General features: G+C 60.8%; 12 protein-coding genes. 5 read left to right on the forward strand and 7 right to left on the reverse strand.

Annotated elements, in window-relative coordinates; all coding sequences use genetic code 11:
* Positions 1-64: 64 nt before the first annotated feature.
* The 5 genes from QWZ03_RS02320 to QWZ03_RS02340 form a co-directional block, all read right to left on the reverse strand.
* Entirely contained in the window at positions 65-1,150 is a 1,086-nt protein-coding gene (locus QWZ03_RS02320) for an HNH endonuclease (RefSeq protein ID WP_290331251.1), read from the reverse strand.
* A 220-nt stretch (positions 1,151-1,370) separates the two neighbouring features.
* Entirely contained in the window at positions 1,371-2,306 is a 936-nt protein-coding gene (locus QWZ03_RS02325) for a response regulator (protein ID WP_290331252.1), read from the reverse strand.
* Entirely contained in the window at positions 2,303-5,605 is a 3,303-nt protein-coding gene (locus QWZ03_RS02330) for a PAS domain S-box protein (protein WP_290331253.1), read from the reverse strand. The genes QWZ03_RS02325 and QWZ03_RS02330 overlap by 4 nt, the downstream gene beginning before the upstream one ends.
* Before the next feature lie 21 nt (positions 5,606-5,626).
* Complete coding sequence (locus tag QWZ03_RS02335) at positions 5,627-6,397, reverse strand: ParA family protein (RefSeq protein ID WP_284194528.1); 771 nt, start codon at positions 6,395-6,397, stop codon at positions 5,627-5,629.
* Between the two features lie 120 nt (positions 6,398-6,517).
* Positions 6,518-8,077 carry a hypothetical protein gene (locus QWZ03_RS02340; RefSeq protein WP_290331255.1) on the reverse strand — a complete coding sequence of 520 codons (1,560 nt, stop codon included), beginning with the start codon at positions 8,075-8,077 and terminating at the stop codon, positions 6,518-6,520.
* 168 nt (positions 8,078-8,245) lie between these two features.
* On the opposite strand from QWZ03_RS02340, the gene blaOXA reads away from it, so the two are divergent.
* Complete coding sequence (blaOXA, locus tag QWZ03_RS02345; protein ID WP_290331256.1) at positions 8,246-9,043, forward strand: class D beta-lactamase; 798 nt, start codon at positions 8,246-8,248, stop codon at positions 9,041-9,043.
* A gap of 99 nt (positions 9,044-9,142) precedes the next feature.
* On the opposite strand, the gene QWZ03_RS02350 is transcribed toward blaOXA, so the two are convergent.
* A complete protein-coding gene (locus QWZ03_RS02350) occupies positions 9,143-10,078 on the reverse strand; it encodes a LysR substrate-binding domain-containing protein (RefSeq protein ID WP_290331257.1) in 936 nt (311 codons plus the stop codon).
* A gap of 130 nt (positions 10,079-10,208) precedes the next feature.
* On the opposite strand from QWZ03_RS02350, the gene QWZ03_RS02355 reads away from it, so the two are divergent.
* Positions 10,209-11,222, forward strand: coding sequence for an NADP-dependent oxidoreductase (locus tag QWZ03_RS02355; RefSeq protein WP_290331258.1), 1,014 nt, complete (start codon positions 10,209-10,211; stop codon positions 11,220-11,222).
* 351 nt (positions 11,223-11,573) lie between these two features.
* Positions 11,574-13,463 carry a molecular chaperone HtpG gene (gene htpG, locus QWZ03_RS02360; RefSeq protein ID WP_290331259.1) on the forward strand — a complete coding sequence of 630 codons (1,890 nt, stop codon included), beginning with the start codon at positions 11,574-11,576 and terminating at the stop codon, positions 13,461-13,463.
* Between the two features lie 63 nt (positions 13,464-13,526).
* On the opposite strand, the gene QWZ03_RS02365 is transcribed toward htpG, so the two are convergent.
* Positions 13,527-13,880: a hypothetical protein gene (locus QWZ03_RS02365; protein WP_290331260.1), complete on the reverse strand. Its 354-nt coding sequence runs from the start codon at positions 13,878-13,880 to the stop codon at positions 13,527-13,529.
* 377 nt (positions 13,881-14,257) lie between these two features.
* Here QWZ03_RS02365 and QWZ03_RS02370 point away from each other — a divergent pair, with 377 nt between their 5' ends.
* Entirely contained in the window at positions 14,258-14,761 is a 504-nt protein-coding gene (locus tag QWZ03_RS02370) for a hypothetical protein (protein ID WP_290331261.1), read from the forward strand.
* Positions 14,762-15,301: 540 nt separating this feature from the next.
* Positions 15,302-15,880 (forward strand): DUF5655 domain-containing protein, encoded by a 579-nt coding sequence (locus tag QWZ03_RS02375; protein ID WP_290331262.1) that lies wholly within the window; start codon positions 15,302-15,304, stop codon positions 15,878-15,880.
* Positions 15,881-15,887: the final 7 nt, after the last annotated feature.

Raw genomic sequence — 15,887 nt, forward strand, 5'->3', positions numbered from 1 at the left:
TTCAACGAGGCATTCAGCGTATTATCAAAGAGAGTAAGTTGATAAGTGCCGGGGGTCATAGCAACTACTCTCGAATCAGTCGTACAACTTGCGAATACAATTTTTCGACCAGATTCTTAGCTTGTTCTCCACAGTGAAGTTCGCGATGGCAGTTCGGGCATACGGCGACAGCATTGCTGGTAGTATCCGTTCCCTGCTCTGCAAGCTTTCGAACGTGATGGACTTCGAGATAAGGAAGACCATCTGAGCCAGCAAATGGAGCTTGTTGATCACAGCACTCGCAAATGCCATTAGCTTGTTTAAGCACCCAAGCCTTCACAGATGGGTCGCGTTGATATTGTGTTACTGTGGACGTTGTTGTTTTGGGATCGCGACTTCCTAGCGGCTGGGGCAGTTGCTTCCTTTTAACGTCTTCGCGAACGGCAATTTCGAAAGCTACTATGGGTATTATTTGCTTGCCCTCTACCTCGGCAATCAGTTCCTCGATCTGCGCCGCAACGTTGGCACCAACATTTTTGGCAGGCTTCAGACCTGACAACCAGTCGCGTCCCATGAGAGATAGAACATATGAAATGTTCTGCATCCGGTACTCGAATGACTTTACTGTCCTGCCGAACTTTCCTGCGAGTTCTTCGTAGTACTTCTTCTTGATGAATTGGGTTCCGGCTCGCTCTAGTTGTTGCATATCCAAGTAGGCAGCAACAGATGCAAGCAACTCATCGCGGCTCCAGCTGTTGTCGGTAGTATCGTCACTTTGGGCTTCATTACCCGCCAAGTACGGGGTCCAATCGAAGTCTTTAGCGTTCTGGATTTCAGTCAACCACCAGTTGGCATCGTCCTGATCCTTGCCAAATAGCTTGTAGTAGCCAGGTCCAGGCGTAAGTTTGTCCTTATCGATAATTAAGCCAGTGATGCCGGGTTTGCCGGCTTTAGCAGTCCATGCAGCGAGAGAGTTCAGCCCTTGTTTCTGAAGGCTTACGCCAAAGGTATCTCCCAGCTGAGGAAGCTTTAGTGTTTCGTGGACTTGCTTGTAGCCGACAAACGTTCTGGGGTCATTGGGTTTGACTTTAGGCAGCATTTGAACCAGCAGTGCAAGAAGTCGGTGGCCCTGTTCGTCCAAAATAGCGGCCTGTGGTGTCGATTGAGCCATGCATCCTCCCTATTTGTTTATGCCGCTGTAGTGTTGTAGCGACTTTTCCACGTTTAGGAATCTTCACATCCGCGTTGCTATATCGCAATGCAACTCGGCTTGCCAATCCACAATTCAAGGCACACCCCACTCCTGCCAAAAGCAGGGAAATCCCAGCCCACGCCCAGCCCTAGTCAGTTAGAAGCTCAGTTAAGCACTACCCGCTGACACCACGCCCCACTCAAAGCCCGCCCGCCACCTGTTCCGGCGGTGCCAGCAGGATGGTGGCAATCACCACATTGCCGGCGCCCTGGTAGGCCAGCGATTCAAAGCTCATGGCGCGGGCCATGGAGATGCCTCGGCCATTGGGATCGAATGCGCGGGCGGGGTCGAAGTCGAGGAAGCGATTCCAGTCAAAGCCATCGCCTTCGTCTTCGATCTCCACAAGCAATCTGCCGTCCTGCCGGCGGGCTACAATCTTCACCCGTTTGTTCACATGCTCGGGCTGCTGTTGCAGGGCCTCTATTTCCTCGCGCCAGCGGCCAGACTGCATCATGGCTTTCTTCTCGGCATAGCCCACGCCCAGATTGCCATGCTCGATGGCATTGACGATCAGCTCGGTCAGGCCCAGCACGGTACGCTCTGGCGCTGGCGTCAGCTTGCCCAGCAAGGCTGCGACCCGTTGTGCTTCATCCAGGGTGCCCAGCTGGAAGCGGGCCTCGCAGAGCATGGCTAGGCCATCGAGTGGCTGGGCAGCGGCCTGCTTGACCGAACGGCGGGCGCGATGCTGTGCTACCGCAGCAGCCACAATCGCCAGCAGCATGTCGCGCTCGAAAGGTTTGGTCAGGTAATAGTAGGCGCCCGCCTCCATGCCCTCGCGCACGGCCTCGGGCGAGCCAACTGCCGTCTGCATCACCACCGGCAGGCCCGATAGCTGCGGGTGGGCCTGCATGCGCTTGAGCACCTCCATGCCATTGAGGCCGGGCATCATGCGGTCCAGCAGCACGGCATCGAAGCTGTCGCCGGCACGGGTCAGCCAGTTCCATGCTTCTTCGCCATCCGATGCCAACTCGACGGCATAGCCGGCTTCGGTCAGGTGTTCGGCCAGGATTTCCAGATTGAAGGGCTCGTCATCGACGAGCAGCAGGGTAGGCTGGGGTTTGTTGCTACCGGTCATGGATTTCCTCCTGGTCCGCTGCGTACAGCGGAATAGTCTACTTCCCATTGTAGTGCGGGATTTGCAATCAACAGGCTCACCACAAAACGCGCGCCACCATCAGGCCGGTTCTCAGCCCGTATGCCGCCACCGTGGGCTTCGATGATCTCGCGCGAGATGGCCAGGCCCAGGCCGGTGCCGCCAGCGCCGGTCTTGGTCTTGGAGCTCTGGATGAACTTGTCGAAGATGGTGGCCAGCTCGTCCGGCGGCACGCCCACGCCCTCGTCATCCACGGCTAGCTGTATGCAGCCGCCTTCCTGCCAGGCGCTGAGGGTGACATTCCCGCCCTCGGGGCTGAACTTGACGGCATTGGACACCAGATTGCGCAGCACCTGTATCAGCCGCAGGGAATCCCCCTTCACCCGTGGCAGATCGTCCACCAGGGTGATATGGATGCGCAGGCCGCGATCGCGCGCCAGGGGAATGAATTCGCTGGCCACCTCGCGCACGATGGGCGGCAGCTCCAACGGCTGCATGTCGTAGGTCATCTTGCCGGCCTCCAGCTTGGAGAGGTCGAGCAGGTCATTCAATATCTGCAGCAGACGCTGGCCGCTTTGGCGTATGCGACCAAAGTAGTGGGCCAGCTTGTCTGGCGCCACATCGGTAGCACGCCGCTCGCCCAACTCGGCAAAACTCAATACGGCGTGCATGGGTGTGCGCAGCTCATGCGACATATTGGCCAGGAATTCCGATTTGGCCATATTCGCCGCCTCGGCCAGATCCTTGGCCACCCGCATGGCCTCTTCGCCGGCCCGCCGTTCGCCGATGTCCTGGTAGATCCAGATGGAGCCCGCCAGCGGGTCTGCCGGGTCGATGGCCTTACCGAATGCCTCGCACAGCACCAGCCGGCCATCTGCCGCCCGGTAGCGGACTTCCAGGGTGACCACGCTGCCCCCCACCATGGGCAGGTAGGCCTCGTTTGATAGCCGCTCGAACGCCCCTTCATCTGCAAACAGCATGCGGATGGATTGGCCTATCAGGGCAGAGCGGGTATAGCCGAACAGCAGCTCGAAGGCGGCGTTGACCTCCAGTATGTTGCGCTGGCCGAGGAATACCGTGGGCAGCGGGCTGGCGGTGAACAGGGTATTGAGCTCAGCGGTACGCTCGCGCACCAGGTCGGCCAGGTGGTCGCGGTGGCGTATCAGCTCAGCCTCGATCTGCTTGCGGTCGCTGATATCACGCAGCATGACCAGCCACTCGCCCTCGCTGGCGGGGGTGACACGCGCTTCAAACTGGCGGTCGCCGTCGCCCAGGGGCAGGCTGTATTCGAAACTGCGCACCCGGGCGGGCCAACCGTCGGTCAGGGCAAAATCCAGCTTGATGGCAAACTCGCCTGGCAGCCTGCGGTAATGTTGGCCCACCACCTCGCGCGACAAACCGAATTCACCGCTGCCGGCACGGCCCCGGCAATCCACCACCACGCCGGTGTTGTTGAGCTGCAGCATCAGGTCGGGAATGGCCTCCAGAATCGCCACATTGCGGATTTCAGCCCGCAGCATGGCCTCTTCAGCCGCCTTGCGTTCACTGATATCGAGCAGCGAGCCCGCCAGCCCTGGGCGATTGTCGAACAGGATGGGCTTGGCCGTGATGAGGGCATAGAAACGACTGCCGTCGGGGCGCTGCATCAGTACCTCGGTCGGCTTGCCGCCCGAGCGCTCGGGCGAGATCGCCACCGCCAGCGCCTCGCGCCAGGCACTGGCAATCAGGTCGTACAAGCTGCGGCGCTCGATCAGATCGACCGGGTTGTGGCCAAAATAGGCGGCAAAGGCCGGGTTTACATAACGCAGCTGGTCGTCCTGCAGCACATAGATGCCGATATGGGCGGCGTCGAGAATGGCCCGGTGCTTGTATTCGCTCTCGAACAACATGCGCTCGGCCCGGCGCCGGTCGCTGACATCACGGATCACCCCGACAAAATAATGGCTGTCGCCCAGGGTGAACTGGCTGAGTGACAGCTCGACCGGGAAGGCGGCACCATCCTTTTTCTGCCCCAGCAACTCGCGGCTGCCCAGCAGCCGCTCCTGGTCCAGCCGCAAGGTCGGCAATTCGTCGCCCCGGCTGCGTTGCACCGAGGGCAGCAACATGCCGATATTGAGCCCTAGCACGGCATCCATCTCATAGCCGAACAGCCGCTCCGCCGCCCGGTTGAAGCGCTCGATGCGGCCCTGGTCGTCGATCAGGACAATGGCCTCGCTGGTGGTGTCCAGTATGGTCTGCAAGCGCAGGCCATCACGCCGTGCCTCGCTGGCTGCAGTGCGGGCACGGTTGAGTTCCTGCTGCAGGCTGCGGTTCTCCAGCTCCAGCGGGCTCAGCTCGGTTTCATCCGGGTTGACCTTGCGCATCGCCAGCGCCGCCGCTAGCAAGGACAGCAGCCCCCCCAGCAGCAGCAAGGGCTCGCGGCCCTGCGTGCGGGCTTCTGCCAGGGCTGATTCCACCAGCCTGGCCTCCAGCCGCCACTGCCGCCCGCCCAGGCTGACATCGCGGCTGGCCAGCAGACGCAATGGCAGCGCGGCGTTGTTGAGTTCGGCCGGGTAAAGCGGTTCGGCCCGGGTGGGGTCGGTCACATCGAACCAGACATCCTGGATGGCCTTGCTCTGCGGCAGGCTCAAGGCCACGTCAGCCGGGGTAATGGCCAGCCCCAAGAGGCGCGGGGGTTGCTCCTCGCCCTGCCAGCCCAGCAGCAGGGCGGCCACTCGCCCTCCTGCCGCGCGGTAAGGCGCAGACAGTCGCACCTCATGCACTGGCAGGCGCGACAAGGTGGGCGCCAGTTGCCGGTCTGCCGCCAGATCCAGCCCTATGCTGAACTGCGACGGCACCGACAGGGCGCCATAGACGATGGGCAGGTAGTCACGCCGCGCGGGTGAGCGCACCTGCTGCCCCAAGGCATTGCGGAAACGCAGGGAAAAATCCGGGTAGAGCCGGCGCCAGCGCGCCTCGAAGCCCGCCCTGGCTTCGCCGCCTACCGGCTCGGCGGCCAGCAGGGTATCCACCCCCGGCGTGCGCTGCAGCGCCGAAGCCAGCAGGGTGAACTGCTCGGGTGAGGGATCGGGATTGAGTTTGAACAGGGCACGCATGCCCTCGATGCCTTCTTGCGCACGCCGCATGCCGTACTCGGCATTGGACACCCGCTCTATCGCCTCGCCCTGAAAATGGCTGAAGGCAAGGCTCTCCATATGGCGGGCGCGCCAAGCGTCCAGGCCCGCCGTCAAGACGAATCCCAGTAGCAGGCTAGCGACCGCCAGGGCGGCACGACGCCGCATCAGGGCTGCGCTGCAGTACGGCTAGGCCGACTGCAGTTCCTGGAACAATGCCAGGAATTCCTGGCTGAGTTTGTGACGCGCATCAAGATGTATCATAGGCAAGCCTCGATCATGCGATTCGCGGATCTTCACCGAGCTGGACAGTTTGCTGTCCAGCACCGGCAGGCCTTCTTCCTTCAATTCGTTGACCAGCCGCTGTGGCAGGCTGGCCCTGGGTTGGAACTGGTTGACCACGATGCCTTCTACGATCAGCGCCGGATTATGGTCCGCCCGTATCTCGCCGACATTGTTCATCAGGGTATAGAGTGCCTGGCGCGAGAAGTCATCACAATCAAACGGTATCAGGCAACCTTCTGCCGCGATCAAGGCGGACTGCGTAAAGAAGTTATAGGCCGGCGGCGTATCGAGGATGATCTCATCGTATTCCTTCGCCAGCTCATTGAGGGTGTCGCGCAGCTTGTAGATCTTGTGGCGTGATTCCAGCTTGGACTGCAGCTCACCGATTTCCGGGTGGGAGGGTATCAGGAACAGGTTCTCGAACGGGGTGGCGTGGACAAAGGCGCTGGCTGGCTTGGAAAACAGGCTGAAGTTCAGCGTCTGCTCAAAATACTCGGCCAGGGTGGGGCTGATTTCCTTGGCGGCATCGCCAAGCAGGTAGCGGCTGGAGTTGCACTGCGGGTCGATATCGATCAGCAGCGTCTTGCGTCCCTGGTGTGCCGCAATGGCCGCCAGATTGACTGCGATCGTGGACTTACCGACGCCACCTTTCTGGTTGAAAATGACCCGCTTCATGGCCTGCTCCGAAGTAATTGATTCCGCTGGATTCTATCAGCCTGCTGCAGCGCAGCAGTGAAGGACCTGCCTATCATTGTGGCAGTCAGGCAGACGGGTGTGGCTTTTTGGTCGCCGAAGCTATGCACACCGGGTAGGCAGCCGCGACAGCGCCTCGCAAAAGTAGGCACGGTCACTCGCGGGCAGGCCGTCCAGCTCCCGCTGCAATTGCTGCACCGAAGCCTGTGCCGCCGCCACGGCGCCGCCATGTAGGGCATACCAGGCATGCTCCAGGCGCAAGCCACAGCGTTGCAGCAGGCTGTAGCGTGCGCGGTTTTCCTGCTGTGCCGCCAGCAGCGACTCGGCCAGCGCCAGCCAACTGACAGGCAGCAGCGCCTGCGCATCCAGCCAGGGTAGCTGGCCGGCCTGCGCCAGGATGGTTTCCGGCACCAGGGGTTGATAGCTGCGAAAAGCCGCCAGCGATGGCGACTCGGTACGGGGGCAATGGCCTCGGGCGATACGCATCAGGTAGATGGCATTCCAGGCCGACAAGGCGCCACTGCCCGCACAGCGGCATAGCCATTCGCTCAGCAGCAGCCAGCGCATGGCGGCTGGGCTGGCCGTCTGTGGTTCGCCGCAGAGACCTTCCTCGGCAAACAGCCAGATGGCCATGCCAGTATTGGCCGCCACCTGCTGCGCCGCATCGAATGAGCCAAACTCGAAGGCCGCTTCCAGGGCGCGGGCAAAATGGTCGAGTGCCTGTTGCGCCATCTGCTTGCGCAGGACTAGATCAGGCCCCTGCCCAGCCAGCGCCCTGGCTCGGGCAATCAGGGCGGCCAGGTTGTACCACTCAAAGCGGATGCGGGGGTGGTGGCGGACGACCGAGGCCCTGGGCTCTACCTGACGCATCTCGCGCAGTATGGCCTCGGCCTGCTCGGCCTCGCGCTGGCCCCAGGCCACCCAGGCCGACAGGATATGCTCCATGGCATCCAGGTAACCACTCTCCCCTGCGCCATCGTTCTTGAGCGTGCGGCGCAACTGGGCCAGCAATTGCCTGGCCGCCCCCAGGTCGTCCAGCCTACGCCAGGCACTGGCTTCGCCCAGCGCAGCCAAGGCCTGCTGCAGGCCATTGCCTGCCAGCCCCGATGCTGCCTTGAACCCTGCCAGCGCACCTCGTTCCTGCCGGCCGCCACTGGCATCCAGCACCGCCAGTAAACGGCCCTGGCGTAAATCCTGCTGCGCAGCGGCCAGGGTCAGCCAGAACTCCACCCCCTGCTCCGCCGACCTGGCGGACGGGGCAACAGGGCGCGATTGCCCCAGGAAATCGGCCACCTCGCCCGGCGTGGCCTGCCGGCCTTCCACCATCAGGCACAGCCTCTCCGCCTCGGCCTGCGGCAACCAGAAAGGCCCCTGGCTGCGGCCATCGGGATTAAGAAAACGCGGATCGCGGCTACTGTCATCACCCCAGCCTGCCCGTATGCCCCAGCGGGCAAAGTCGCGGTAGGCGCGGCTCACCAGCATGCGCAGGCTGCGCGCAGCGGGAAACTGCTGGCGTAGCTCCGCCAACCGTACCAGCCCGCCGGGTTCGCCCCCCTGCCGAGCCTGGCAGAGCCGGGCCAGCAGCCAGAGCGACTGGTGGGCTGCACGCTGCCCGCCTACAGTCTGGGGTACGGCAAGTTCTACAGTCAGGGCAATCGACATGGTGTTCCGGTTATCCAGCAAGGCCCGCCATTGTGCGGCCTGCCGACCAGCCGACCAAGTTTGCGTTACAGACGTTACAGCCGTGGCCGCGGTGACGCCCGATGCGCTCAATTTGCCCTTGGCGCTCTCTTAGCATGGCTCTACCCATCCACCACCAAGAGGTACACCATGCTTTACCCACTACGCTTACTGACCCTGATGAGCTGCTTGCTGCTGAGCCAGGCGCCGCGTGCGGCCGGTGTCGTCGAAACGGATGCCCTGCAGCGGCACTTCGACGCTGCCGGCCTCAAGGGCACTTTTGTGCTGTACGACGCCAGCGCCGACCAGATGACGGTGTACAACCCCAAACGCGCCACCACGGCCTATACGCCGGCCTCCACCTTCAAGATATTCAACAGCCTGGCTGCCTTCGACAGCGGCGCGGTGCGCGATGCCGAAGAGATCCTGCCCTATGGCGGCAAGCCCCAGTGGCTGCCGGCCTGGGAGCGTGACATGGATCTGCGCGATGCCATGCGTCTATCCAACGTGCCTATCTACCAGGAGGTCGCCCGCCGCATCGGTCAGCAGCGCCTGCAGGCCTATGTCAAAGCTGTGGGTTACGGCAACGGCGATATCGGCCCGGTGGTCGATCGATTCTGGCTGGATGGCCCACTGGCCATCACCGCCGAGCAGCAGGCCCGCTTTACTGCCCGACTGGGGCTGGGGCAACTGCCCTTCTCAGCCAAGGCCATGAGCATGACCCGCGATATCATGCAGCTGGAGAAGACCGCCGATTACACGCTCTATGGCAAGACTGGCTGGGCGACCAACAGCAAACCGGCCATAGGCTGGTGGGTGGGCTATCTGCAGCGAGGCGACAAGGTATACGGCTATGCGCTGAATATCGACATGCCCACGCTGGAAGACGCGCCCAAGCGCATGCCGCTGGGCAAGGCCTGCCTGAAGGCACTGGGCCTGCTGCCGTAACTTCGTTTTACCACCAGCGGACAGCCGCCATCGCAGCCCTGCCGCCACCTGCGTGCCAGGCCAGTGCACAAGCTCGGCCTGGTACGCAGCTCAGCGCCGCTACGGCAATTCATGGCCCAGCATCTCCCAGGACTGGTCGGCTTCCAGCTGTGCCAGCAGGAAATCCAGCAAGGCACGGACGGCGGGCGAGAGGCCGCGCTGGCTGGCGTAGACCGCCTGCAGGCTGACCACGGGGAAGCGCCAGGCCGGCAAGACCTCGACCAGCCGGCCCGCCTGCAAATCTGCCCGCACCAAGGGCTCGGGCATCATGGAGACACCCAGCCCATCTATCAAGGCACGGTGCCGCAGGCCGAAGTGCTCGCTGGCCAAGCGCGGCGGCAAGATGATCTCGGTAGGCACGCCACCCGGCCCCCGCATACGCCAATGGATGCGGCGATCCGCCTCGATGGCGCCCAGCGCCGGTAGCTGGAGCAGGTCGTCCGGCTGCCGTAGCGGTGCATAGCCGGCCAGCAGTTGTGGGCTGGCCACCAGGCAGGTGCCGTACTGCGCCAGCCGCAAGGTGGGCCATTGCAGGTCTTCGTCGTAGCTGGGCCGCACCCGCAGTGCCACGTCCACGCCCTCTTCGATCAGGTCTACCCGCCGGCTGGTCAAGACCGTCTCCAGCGCCACCTTGGGATAGGCGTGCAGAAACGCGGCAAACACCCGGCCCAGGCCGGAATCCACCAGCACGCTGGGGCTACTGATACGCACCAGGCCGCTGGGTTCCTGCTTGAGGCTGGCGGCCACCCTGGCTGCCGCGTCGGCCTCGCGCAGCAGGGCCTGGCTGTGCACCAGCACTTGCTGGCCCGCATCGGTCAGGGTCAGCTTGCGGGTGCTGCGCTGTATCAGCCGCACGCCCAGCCCAGCCTCCAACTCGGCCACCCGGCGCGACAAGCGCGACTTGGGTATGCCCAACAGCCGGGCCGCTGCCGAGAAACCACCCGCCTCGATCACCTGGGCAAAATAGCGATAGTCATTGAGATCTGCTGTTTGCATGGCCTGGCCCACTTGCTTCATCAATAGAACAATACTTCCCAATATTGCCGTCTAGTTCGACTAGTGGTGCAAATATAGGATACGCCCTATCGAGCGCAACGCTGCGCACATCCAGATAAGGACGCGAAACATGAAAGCCATCGTGGTAACCCGTTACGGCAAGACTGAAGAGGTCGTGGAACTGCGCGACATGCCCGCACCCGTCGTGGGCCCACGCGACGTGCTGATCGAAGTGCACGCAGCCAGCGTCAACCCCATCGATTTCAAGATGCAGCAGGGCGAGCTGAAGGCGGTACGCAAGCTGCAATTCCCCTACATCATGGGCTTTGATGTATCGGGCGTGGTCAAGGCCGTTGGTAGCGAGGTCTATGGCTTCCAGCCTGGTGAAGCGGTGTATTCGCGGGTGGATGGCGAACGCTTTGGCACCTTTGCCGAGCTGGTGGCGGTGGATGAGCAGTTCGTGGCCCACAAGCCTGCACGCCTCAGCCACGCCGAGGCCGCCTCACTGCCCCTGGTGGCCCTGACCAGTTGGCAAGCCTTCGGCCGCGCCAGCCTGAAGGCCGGCCAGCGGGTGTTGGTGCATGCGGGTGCTGGCGGCATAGGCACCATCGCTATCCAGATCGCCCGTGCCCTGGGGGCCAAGGTAGCCACCACCACCAGCGCCAGGAATGTCGAACTGGTCCGCTCGCTGGGCGCCGACACCGTGGTGGATTACCAGCAACAGCAGTTCGATACCGTACTCAGCAACTACGACATGGTGCTGGAGACCCTGGGGGGCGACAACCAGCGCCGCTCCTTCTCGGTACTCAAGCCCGGCGGCATGCTGGTCAGCATTCTGGGGGTGCCCACGGCAGCCTGGGCACGCAAGCAGAAGCTGCCATTCTTCATGCCTTGGCTGTTTGGCTGGCTCAATCGCGGCAACGACAAGCTGGCGCGTCAGCACAAGGTGCAGTGGGACATGCTGCTGATGCAGCCTGACGGCCAGCAGCTGCGCGGCATCAGCGATCTGGTGGAAGCCGGCCTGGTGGCACCCGTCATAGATCGTGTCTTCCCCCTGGCCCAGGCCAAGCAGGCCCTGCTGCACAGCCAGAGCGGCCGTGCACGCGGCAAGATCGTGATCGAGGTCAAACCGGCTGCGGCATAAGCCCTGTACCTTTGTTGTCAGGGGGAGGAAAAGCGCGGCAAGCGCCCGTCCAAGGCAGTAGCACTGGGCCAGGTGGGCGGCTTCAAGCGTCTGTGTGCAGTCCATACCATGAGAAGTACATGTAGCAGTAGAGAGAGAAGCTGGTCTTAGAGAGTGGGGTGAGTGGCAAGGTTATCGGCGCTACTCACACCCCACCATACCCAAGCAGTAACCCGATAGGCGTGCCGGGTGGGTGCCCCTCGCCCATGCCATGCCGCGCACCCCGCAACAGGGTGCTTGAAACCACAGCCGCCGCCCCCATCTGCTGACTCATCAGTCCCAAAACCCTGTTATCAACAAGGTGAATTTCTTATGAGCAAGCAAACCCTCGGTTTCCAGGCAGAAACCAAGCAACTCCTGCAATTGATGATCCACTCCTTGTACTCCAACAAGGAAATCTTCCTGCGCGAACTGGTTTCCAACGCCAGCGACGCCTGCGACAAGCTCAAGTTTGAAGCGCTCAACAACGACGCGCTGTATGAGAACGACGGCAGCCTGCACATCGATGTGGCATTCGACCGCGATGCCCGCACCATCACCCTCAGCGACAACGGCATAGGTATGACTCGCGAGGAGGTGGTGAACAATATCGGTACCATCGCCCGTTCCGGCACCAAGGCCTTTTTCGAGCAACTGAGCGGCGATGCCAAGAAGGACGCCAACCTGATCGGCCAGTTCGGCGTGGGTTTCTACTCGGCCTTTATCGTGGCCGACCGCGTCAGCCTGACCACCCGCCGGGCCGGCGAGACCGCCGCCACCCGCTGGGAAAGCGAAGGCGCCGGCGAATACACCCTGGAAGACGTGGAAAAAGCCGGCCGTGGCACCGAAATCGTGCTGCACCTGAAGGACGGCGAAGACGAATTCCTGGATGACTGGCGCCTCAAATCCATCATCAAGCGCTATTCCGACCATATCACCCTGCCCATACGCATGAAGAAGGGCAACAGCTACGGCGAGAACGGCGAAGTCATCGTCTCGGACGAGCTGGAAACCATCAACAAGGCCTCGGCCCTGTGGGCACGCAGCAAGAACGACATCAGCGAGGAGGAATACAAGGCCTTCTACAAGCATGTCTCGCACGATTGGGAAGAACCGCTGGCCTGGAGCCACGCCAAGGTGGAAGGCCGGCAGGAATACACCGAGCTGCTCTACCTGCCCAAGCGAGCCCCGTTCGACCTGTATGACCGCGAGCGCCGCCATGGCGTGAAGCTGTTCGTGCGCCGCGTATTCATCATGGAAGACGCCGAGAAGCTGCTGCCGCAGTACCTGCGCTTTGTGCGTGGCGTAATCGACTCCAATGACCTGCCCCTCAACGTCAGCCGCGAAATCCTGCAGCACAGCAAGGATATCGACACCATCAAGGCAGGCTGCGTCAAGAAGGTACTGGGCCTGATGGAGGACATCGCCGAGAACCGCGCCGACGACTATGCCGCCTTCTGGAAAGAATTCGGCCGCGTACTGAAGGAAGGCGTGGGCGAGGACATGGGCAACCGCGAGCGGATTGCCAGCCTGTGCCGCTTTGCCACCACGGCCAGCGACAGCGAAGAGCAGTCTGTATCGCTGAAGGATTACCTGGCCCGGATGAAGGAAGGCCAGGACAAGATCTATTACGTTACTGCCGACTCCTTTGCCGCTGCCAAGAACAGCCCGCACCTGGAAATCTTCCGTAAGAAGGGTATCGAGGTCCTGCTGTTGTCCGACCGCGTGGACGAATGGTTTGTCTCCTCGCTGACCGAATTCGACGGTAAGTCGCTGGCCTCGGTGGCCAAGGGCGGGCTGGATCTGGGCGCGCTGGAAGACGAAGCCGAGAAGCAGGCTCAGGAGACCAAGGCCGCCGACTTCAAGGAACTGACCGACAAGGTCAAGGAAGTGCTGGGCGACAGCGTGCAGGAAGTGCGGGTAACCCACCGCCTGACCGACAGCCCGGCTTGCCTGGTGGCAGAAGAGCATGGCATGAGCGGCAATATGGAGCGCCTGCTCAAGTCAGCCGGCCAGAACATCGGCGGCAGCAAGCCCATTCTGGAAATCAACCCCGACCATGTGCTGGTGGCCAAGCTCAAGAGCGAGCTGGGTGGCGAGCGCTTTGGCGATTGGTCCCATATCCTGTTCGACCAGGCCCTGCTGGCCGAAGGCGGCCAGTTGGAAGACCCTGCAGGCTTCGTCAAGCGCCTGAACGGCCTGATGTTGGCCATGTCGGCCTGATCCATTCCCGCTCCAGATAAAGCGCCCGCCCACGCGGGCGCTTTTTTTTGCGCCGCTTACGGCCTACTTGCCCTTGCTGGCCAGCTCTATCCGCGCCGCGTATTCCTTGTAGGCCGCCGTCGCCGCATTACCAGCATCTATGGCCGCATTGGCCCTCTCCAGCTCCAGCTTTCGCTGCGCCTCAGCCGCCGCCACGATGGCATTCTGGCTCTGGATAAACGCATTCACACAGTCACCATAAGCCTGATAGAGCTTGTTGAAGGCCTCGATCTTGGCCGGCCTGGCCTTGGCGCCGGGGAACTCCGGCTGCACGCAGTCGAGCTTGGCCGATGCTGCCGGCGTGGCAGCACTGCTGGTGGGTTCGGCGGCAAAGGCACTGCTGCACAGCAGGCCGGCAATCAGGATGGCATAGCGCATAGTGAGTATCCGTAGTGGCGGGACAGAAAGAACCAATAAGATACCACTTCAAATCCACATCAAGCACTAGTGATCGGGGTGAAATGGTTTGTGATGTTGTTTATGTGCCAAAAGGGCGGCTTATCGCGGGCTACATCGCCAGGGGTGTCTGTGTGCTGACTGACATAGCAAAACTCCTTGCCGGCGGGTGTGGAATTCCATGGCGACTACTGGTCAACATGGCCACCCGTGCTGCTAACTCGCACCCAGCTCGCGGTTCACTTATGCGTAGTCTACTATTCAGTTTGATCGATGATAATTAAATGTCTAATCAGAGTGGATGCGCTTAGTCTCTACTGGGACAACCAGCTTGCCTTCAACGATAGGAATAGAAACAAATGACAGCGCCTCCCCACCCACCATTTTCATCCAGGACTACAGGACCACACAGCCAAATTGATAACAAATTTCCTAATTCGGCACGCATTGGCCTAATTCACCTTTTAATTTATCTTGTGGATTCTGGATACATTCCCAACTGGGTTGTGATTGCGCGCGAAATACACCGCATCAGTAGGCTGCCACCTGTTGAATATAATTTGAATTCGGCGACCAGCCTCAAAGCAGCACAAAACGATGCCATAAAAGCTCTTGATAATCTTTCATGGGAAAAATGCTATGATTTCTGCGAACGCCTGTATACACACTTACCCAGTGAAGTTGCATATCACGACAACAATGATAACCACATAATTCACACTTCACGTGGCGAAATTCAAGCATACATAGCCGAAGAAATTCAGCGCTTATTCCTTGAAGAACGCTTGGCATATGAGTTTAACGAAGGCACAGTCCGGCGTCGCGGAAGAAAGCACACCACAGATCTTGTAACAAGGACATAAGTAGTTTTAGGCGAACCTGAGCTACTAAGGGCACGAAGACACTATGAAAAAGCGTTACAATTCTTTAGAGATCCGACCAACCCAGATTATGAGAATTCCGTCAAAGAAGCAGTATGTGCAGTTGAAGCAGCTGGAAAAGCGCTCTTTCCCACATCTAAAGCATCAACACTTGGCGACCTAACAAAGTGGCTACGAAACCCCAACAATGGAGCTGTACCCAAAGCCATATGTCAAACCTTTGAAGGCATTTACGCCTTTAGAAGTGGTGGCGAAGGAGTTGGTCACGGCGGCACCCAAGGAGGAAAAGTTACACTCGAGGTTACCGAGTATGTATTAGCATTAAGCGCATCACAAATTATTTACTTAGTTGACATTGCAAACTCCAGGGATATAGATATTCCATTTTGACCAAAATCATCCCTACGATTTGATCTTTCAGTCAATATTAACACCAAAAACCTCACAGCTCCCCTCGCGCATTTTTTCCATACACACCCACAACCACGCACTAAGCTGTAATCACACCCAAGACAGGAACCCATGATGAGCGATACCGCCAAGGCCCTGGCCACGCAGTTGGCCAATATCGAGCAACGCAGCGGCAAGCGTCTGGATGAGCTGGTGGCGCTGGTGCGGCAGAGCAGCCTGAAAAAGCATGGCGAGCTGCGCGATATGCTGCAGCGTGAGCTGGGCCTGGGGTATGGCGATGCCAATACCCTGGTGCACCATGCGCTGCAGTCTGATGGCGGGAGCGCTGCGGCGGCCCAGGGCTTGTCGGGGGATGAAGTGCTCGATGGCCTCTACAGCGGTCCGAAAGCCGCGCTACGGCCCATACACGACAAGCTCATGGCGGCCTTGGCCAGTTTTGGCGAGTTTGAGACTGCGCCCAAGAAGACCTGTGTCAGCCTGCGGCGCAAGAAACAGTTTGCCATGGTGGGGCCGGCGACCAAGACCTGTGTCGAGGTCGGCATCAACCACAAGAGCCTGAGCCCGACCGAGCGCCTGCAGGCGCTGCCGGCGGGTGGCATGTGCCAGTACAAGGTCAGGCTGAGCCAGCCGGAGGAAGTGGATGAGGCGCTGCTGGGTTGGTTGCGGCAGGCCTACGACAGTGCGAGCTGAAGGGCGC

This window comes from Chitinimonas viridis (genome assembly GCF_030409555.1).
Classification (GTDB): Bacteria; Pseudomonadota; Gammaproteobacteria; order Burkholderiales; family Chitinimonadaceae; genus Chitinimonas; species Chitinimonas viridis.

Coding starts and splice junctions, on each gene's coding strand:
- htpG (WP_290331259.1), top strand. CDS start 11,574: ATGAGCAAGCAAACCCTCGGTTTCCAGGCAGAAACCAAGCAACTCCTG.
- QWZ03_RS02335 (WP_284194528.1), bottom strand. CDS start 6,397: ATGAAGCGGGTCATTTTCAACCAGAAAGGTGGCGTCGGTAAGTCCACG.
- QWZ03_RS02325 (WP_290331252.1), bottom strand. CDS start 2,306: ATGACCGGTAGCAACAAACCCCAGCCTACCCTGCTGCTCGTCGATGAC.
- QWZ03_RS02370 (WP_290331261.1), top strand. CDS start 14,258: ATGACAGCGCCTCCCCACCCACCATTTTCATCCAGGACTACAGGACCA.
- QWZ03_RS02340 (WP_290331255.1), bottom strand. CDS start 8,077: ATGTCGATTGCCCTGACTGTAGAACTTGCCGTACCCCAGACTGTAGGC.
- QWZ03_RS02320 (WP_290331251.1), bottom strand. CDS start 1,150: ATGGCTCAATCGACACCACAGGCCGCTATTTTGGACGAACAGGGCCAC.
- QWZ03_RS02350 (WP_290331257.1), bottom strand. CDS start 10,078: ATGCAAACAGCAGATCTCAATGACTATCGCTATTTTGCCCAGGTGATC.
- blaOXA (WP_290331256.1), top strand. CDS start 8,246: ATGCTTTACCCACTACGCTTACTGACCCTGATGAGCTGCTTGCTGCTG.
- QWZ03_RS02365 (WP_290331260.1), bottom strand. CDS start 13,880: ATGCGCTATGCCATCCTGATTGCCGGCCTGCTGTGCAGCAGTGCCTTT.
- QWZ03_RS02355 (WP_290331258.1), top strand. CDS start 10,209: ATGAAAGCCATCGTGGTAACCCGTTACGGCAAGACTGAAGAGGTCGTG.
- QWZ03_RS02375 (WP_290331262.1), top strand. CDS start 15,302: ATGATGAGCGATACCGCCAAGGCCCTGGCCACGCAGTTGGCCAATATC.
- QWZ03_RS02330 (WP_290331253.1), bottom strand. CDS start 5,605: ATGCGGCGTCGTGCCGCCCTGGCGGTCGCTAGCCTGCTACTGGGATTC.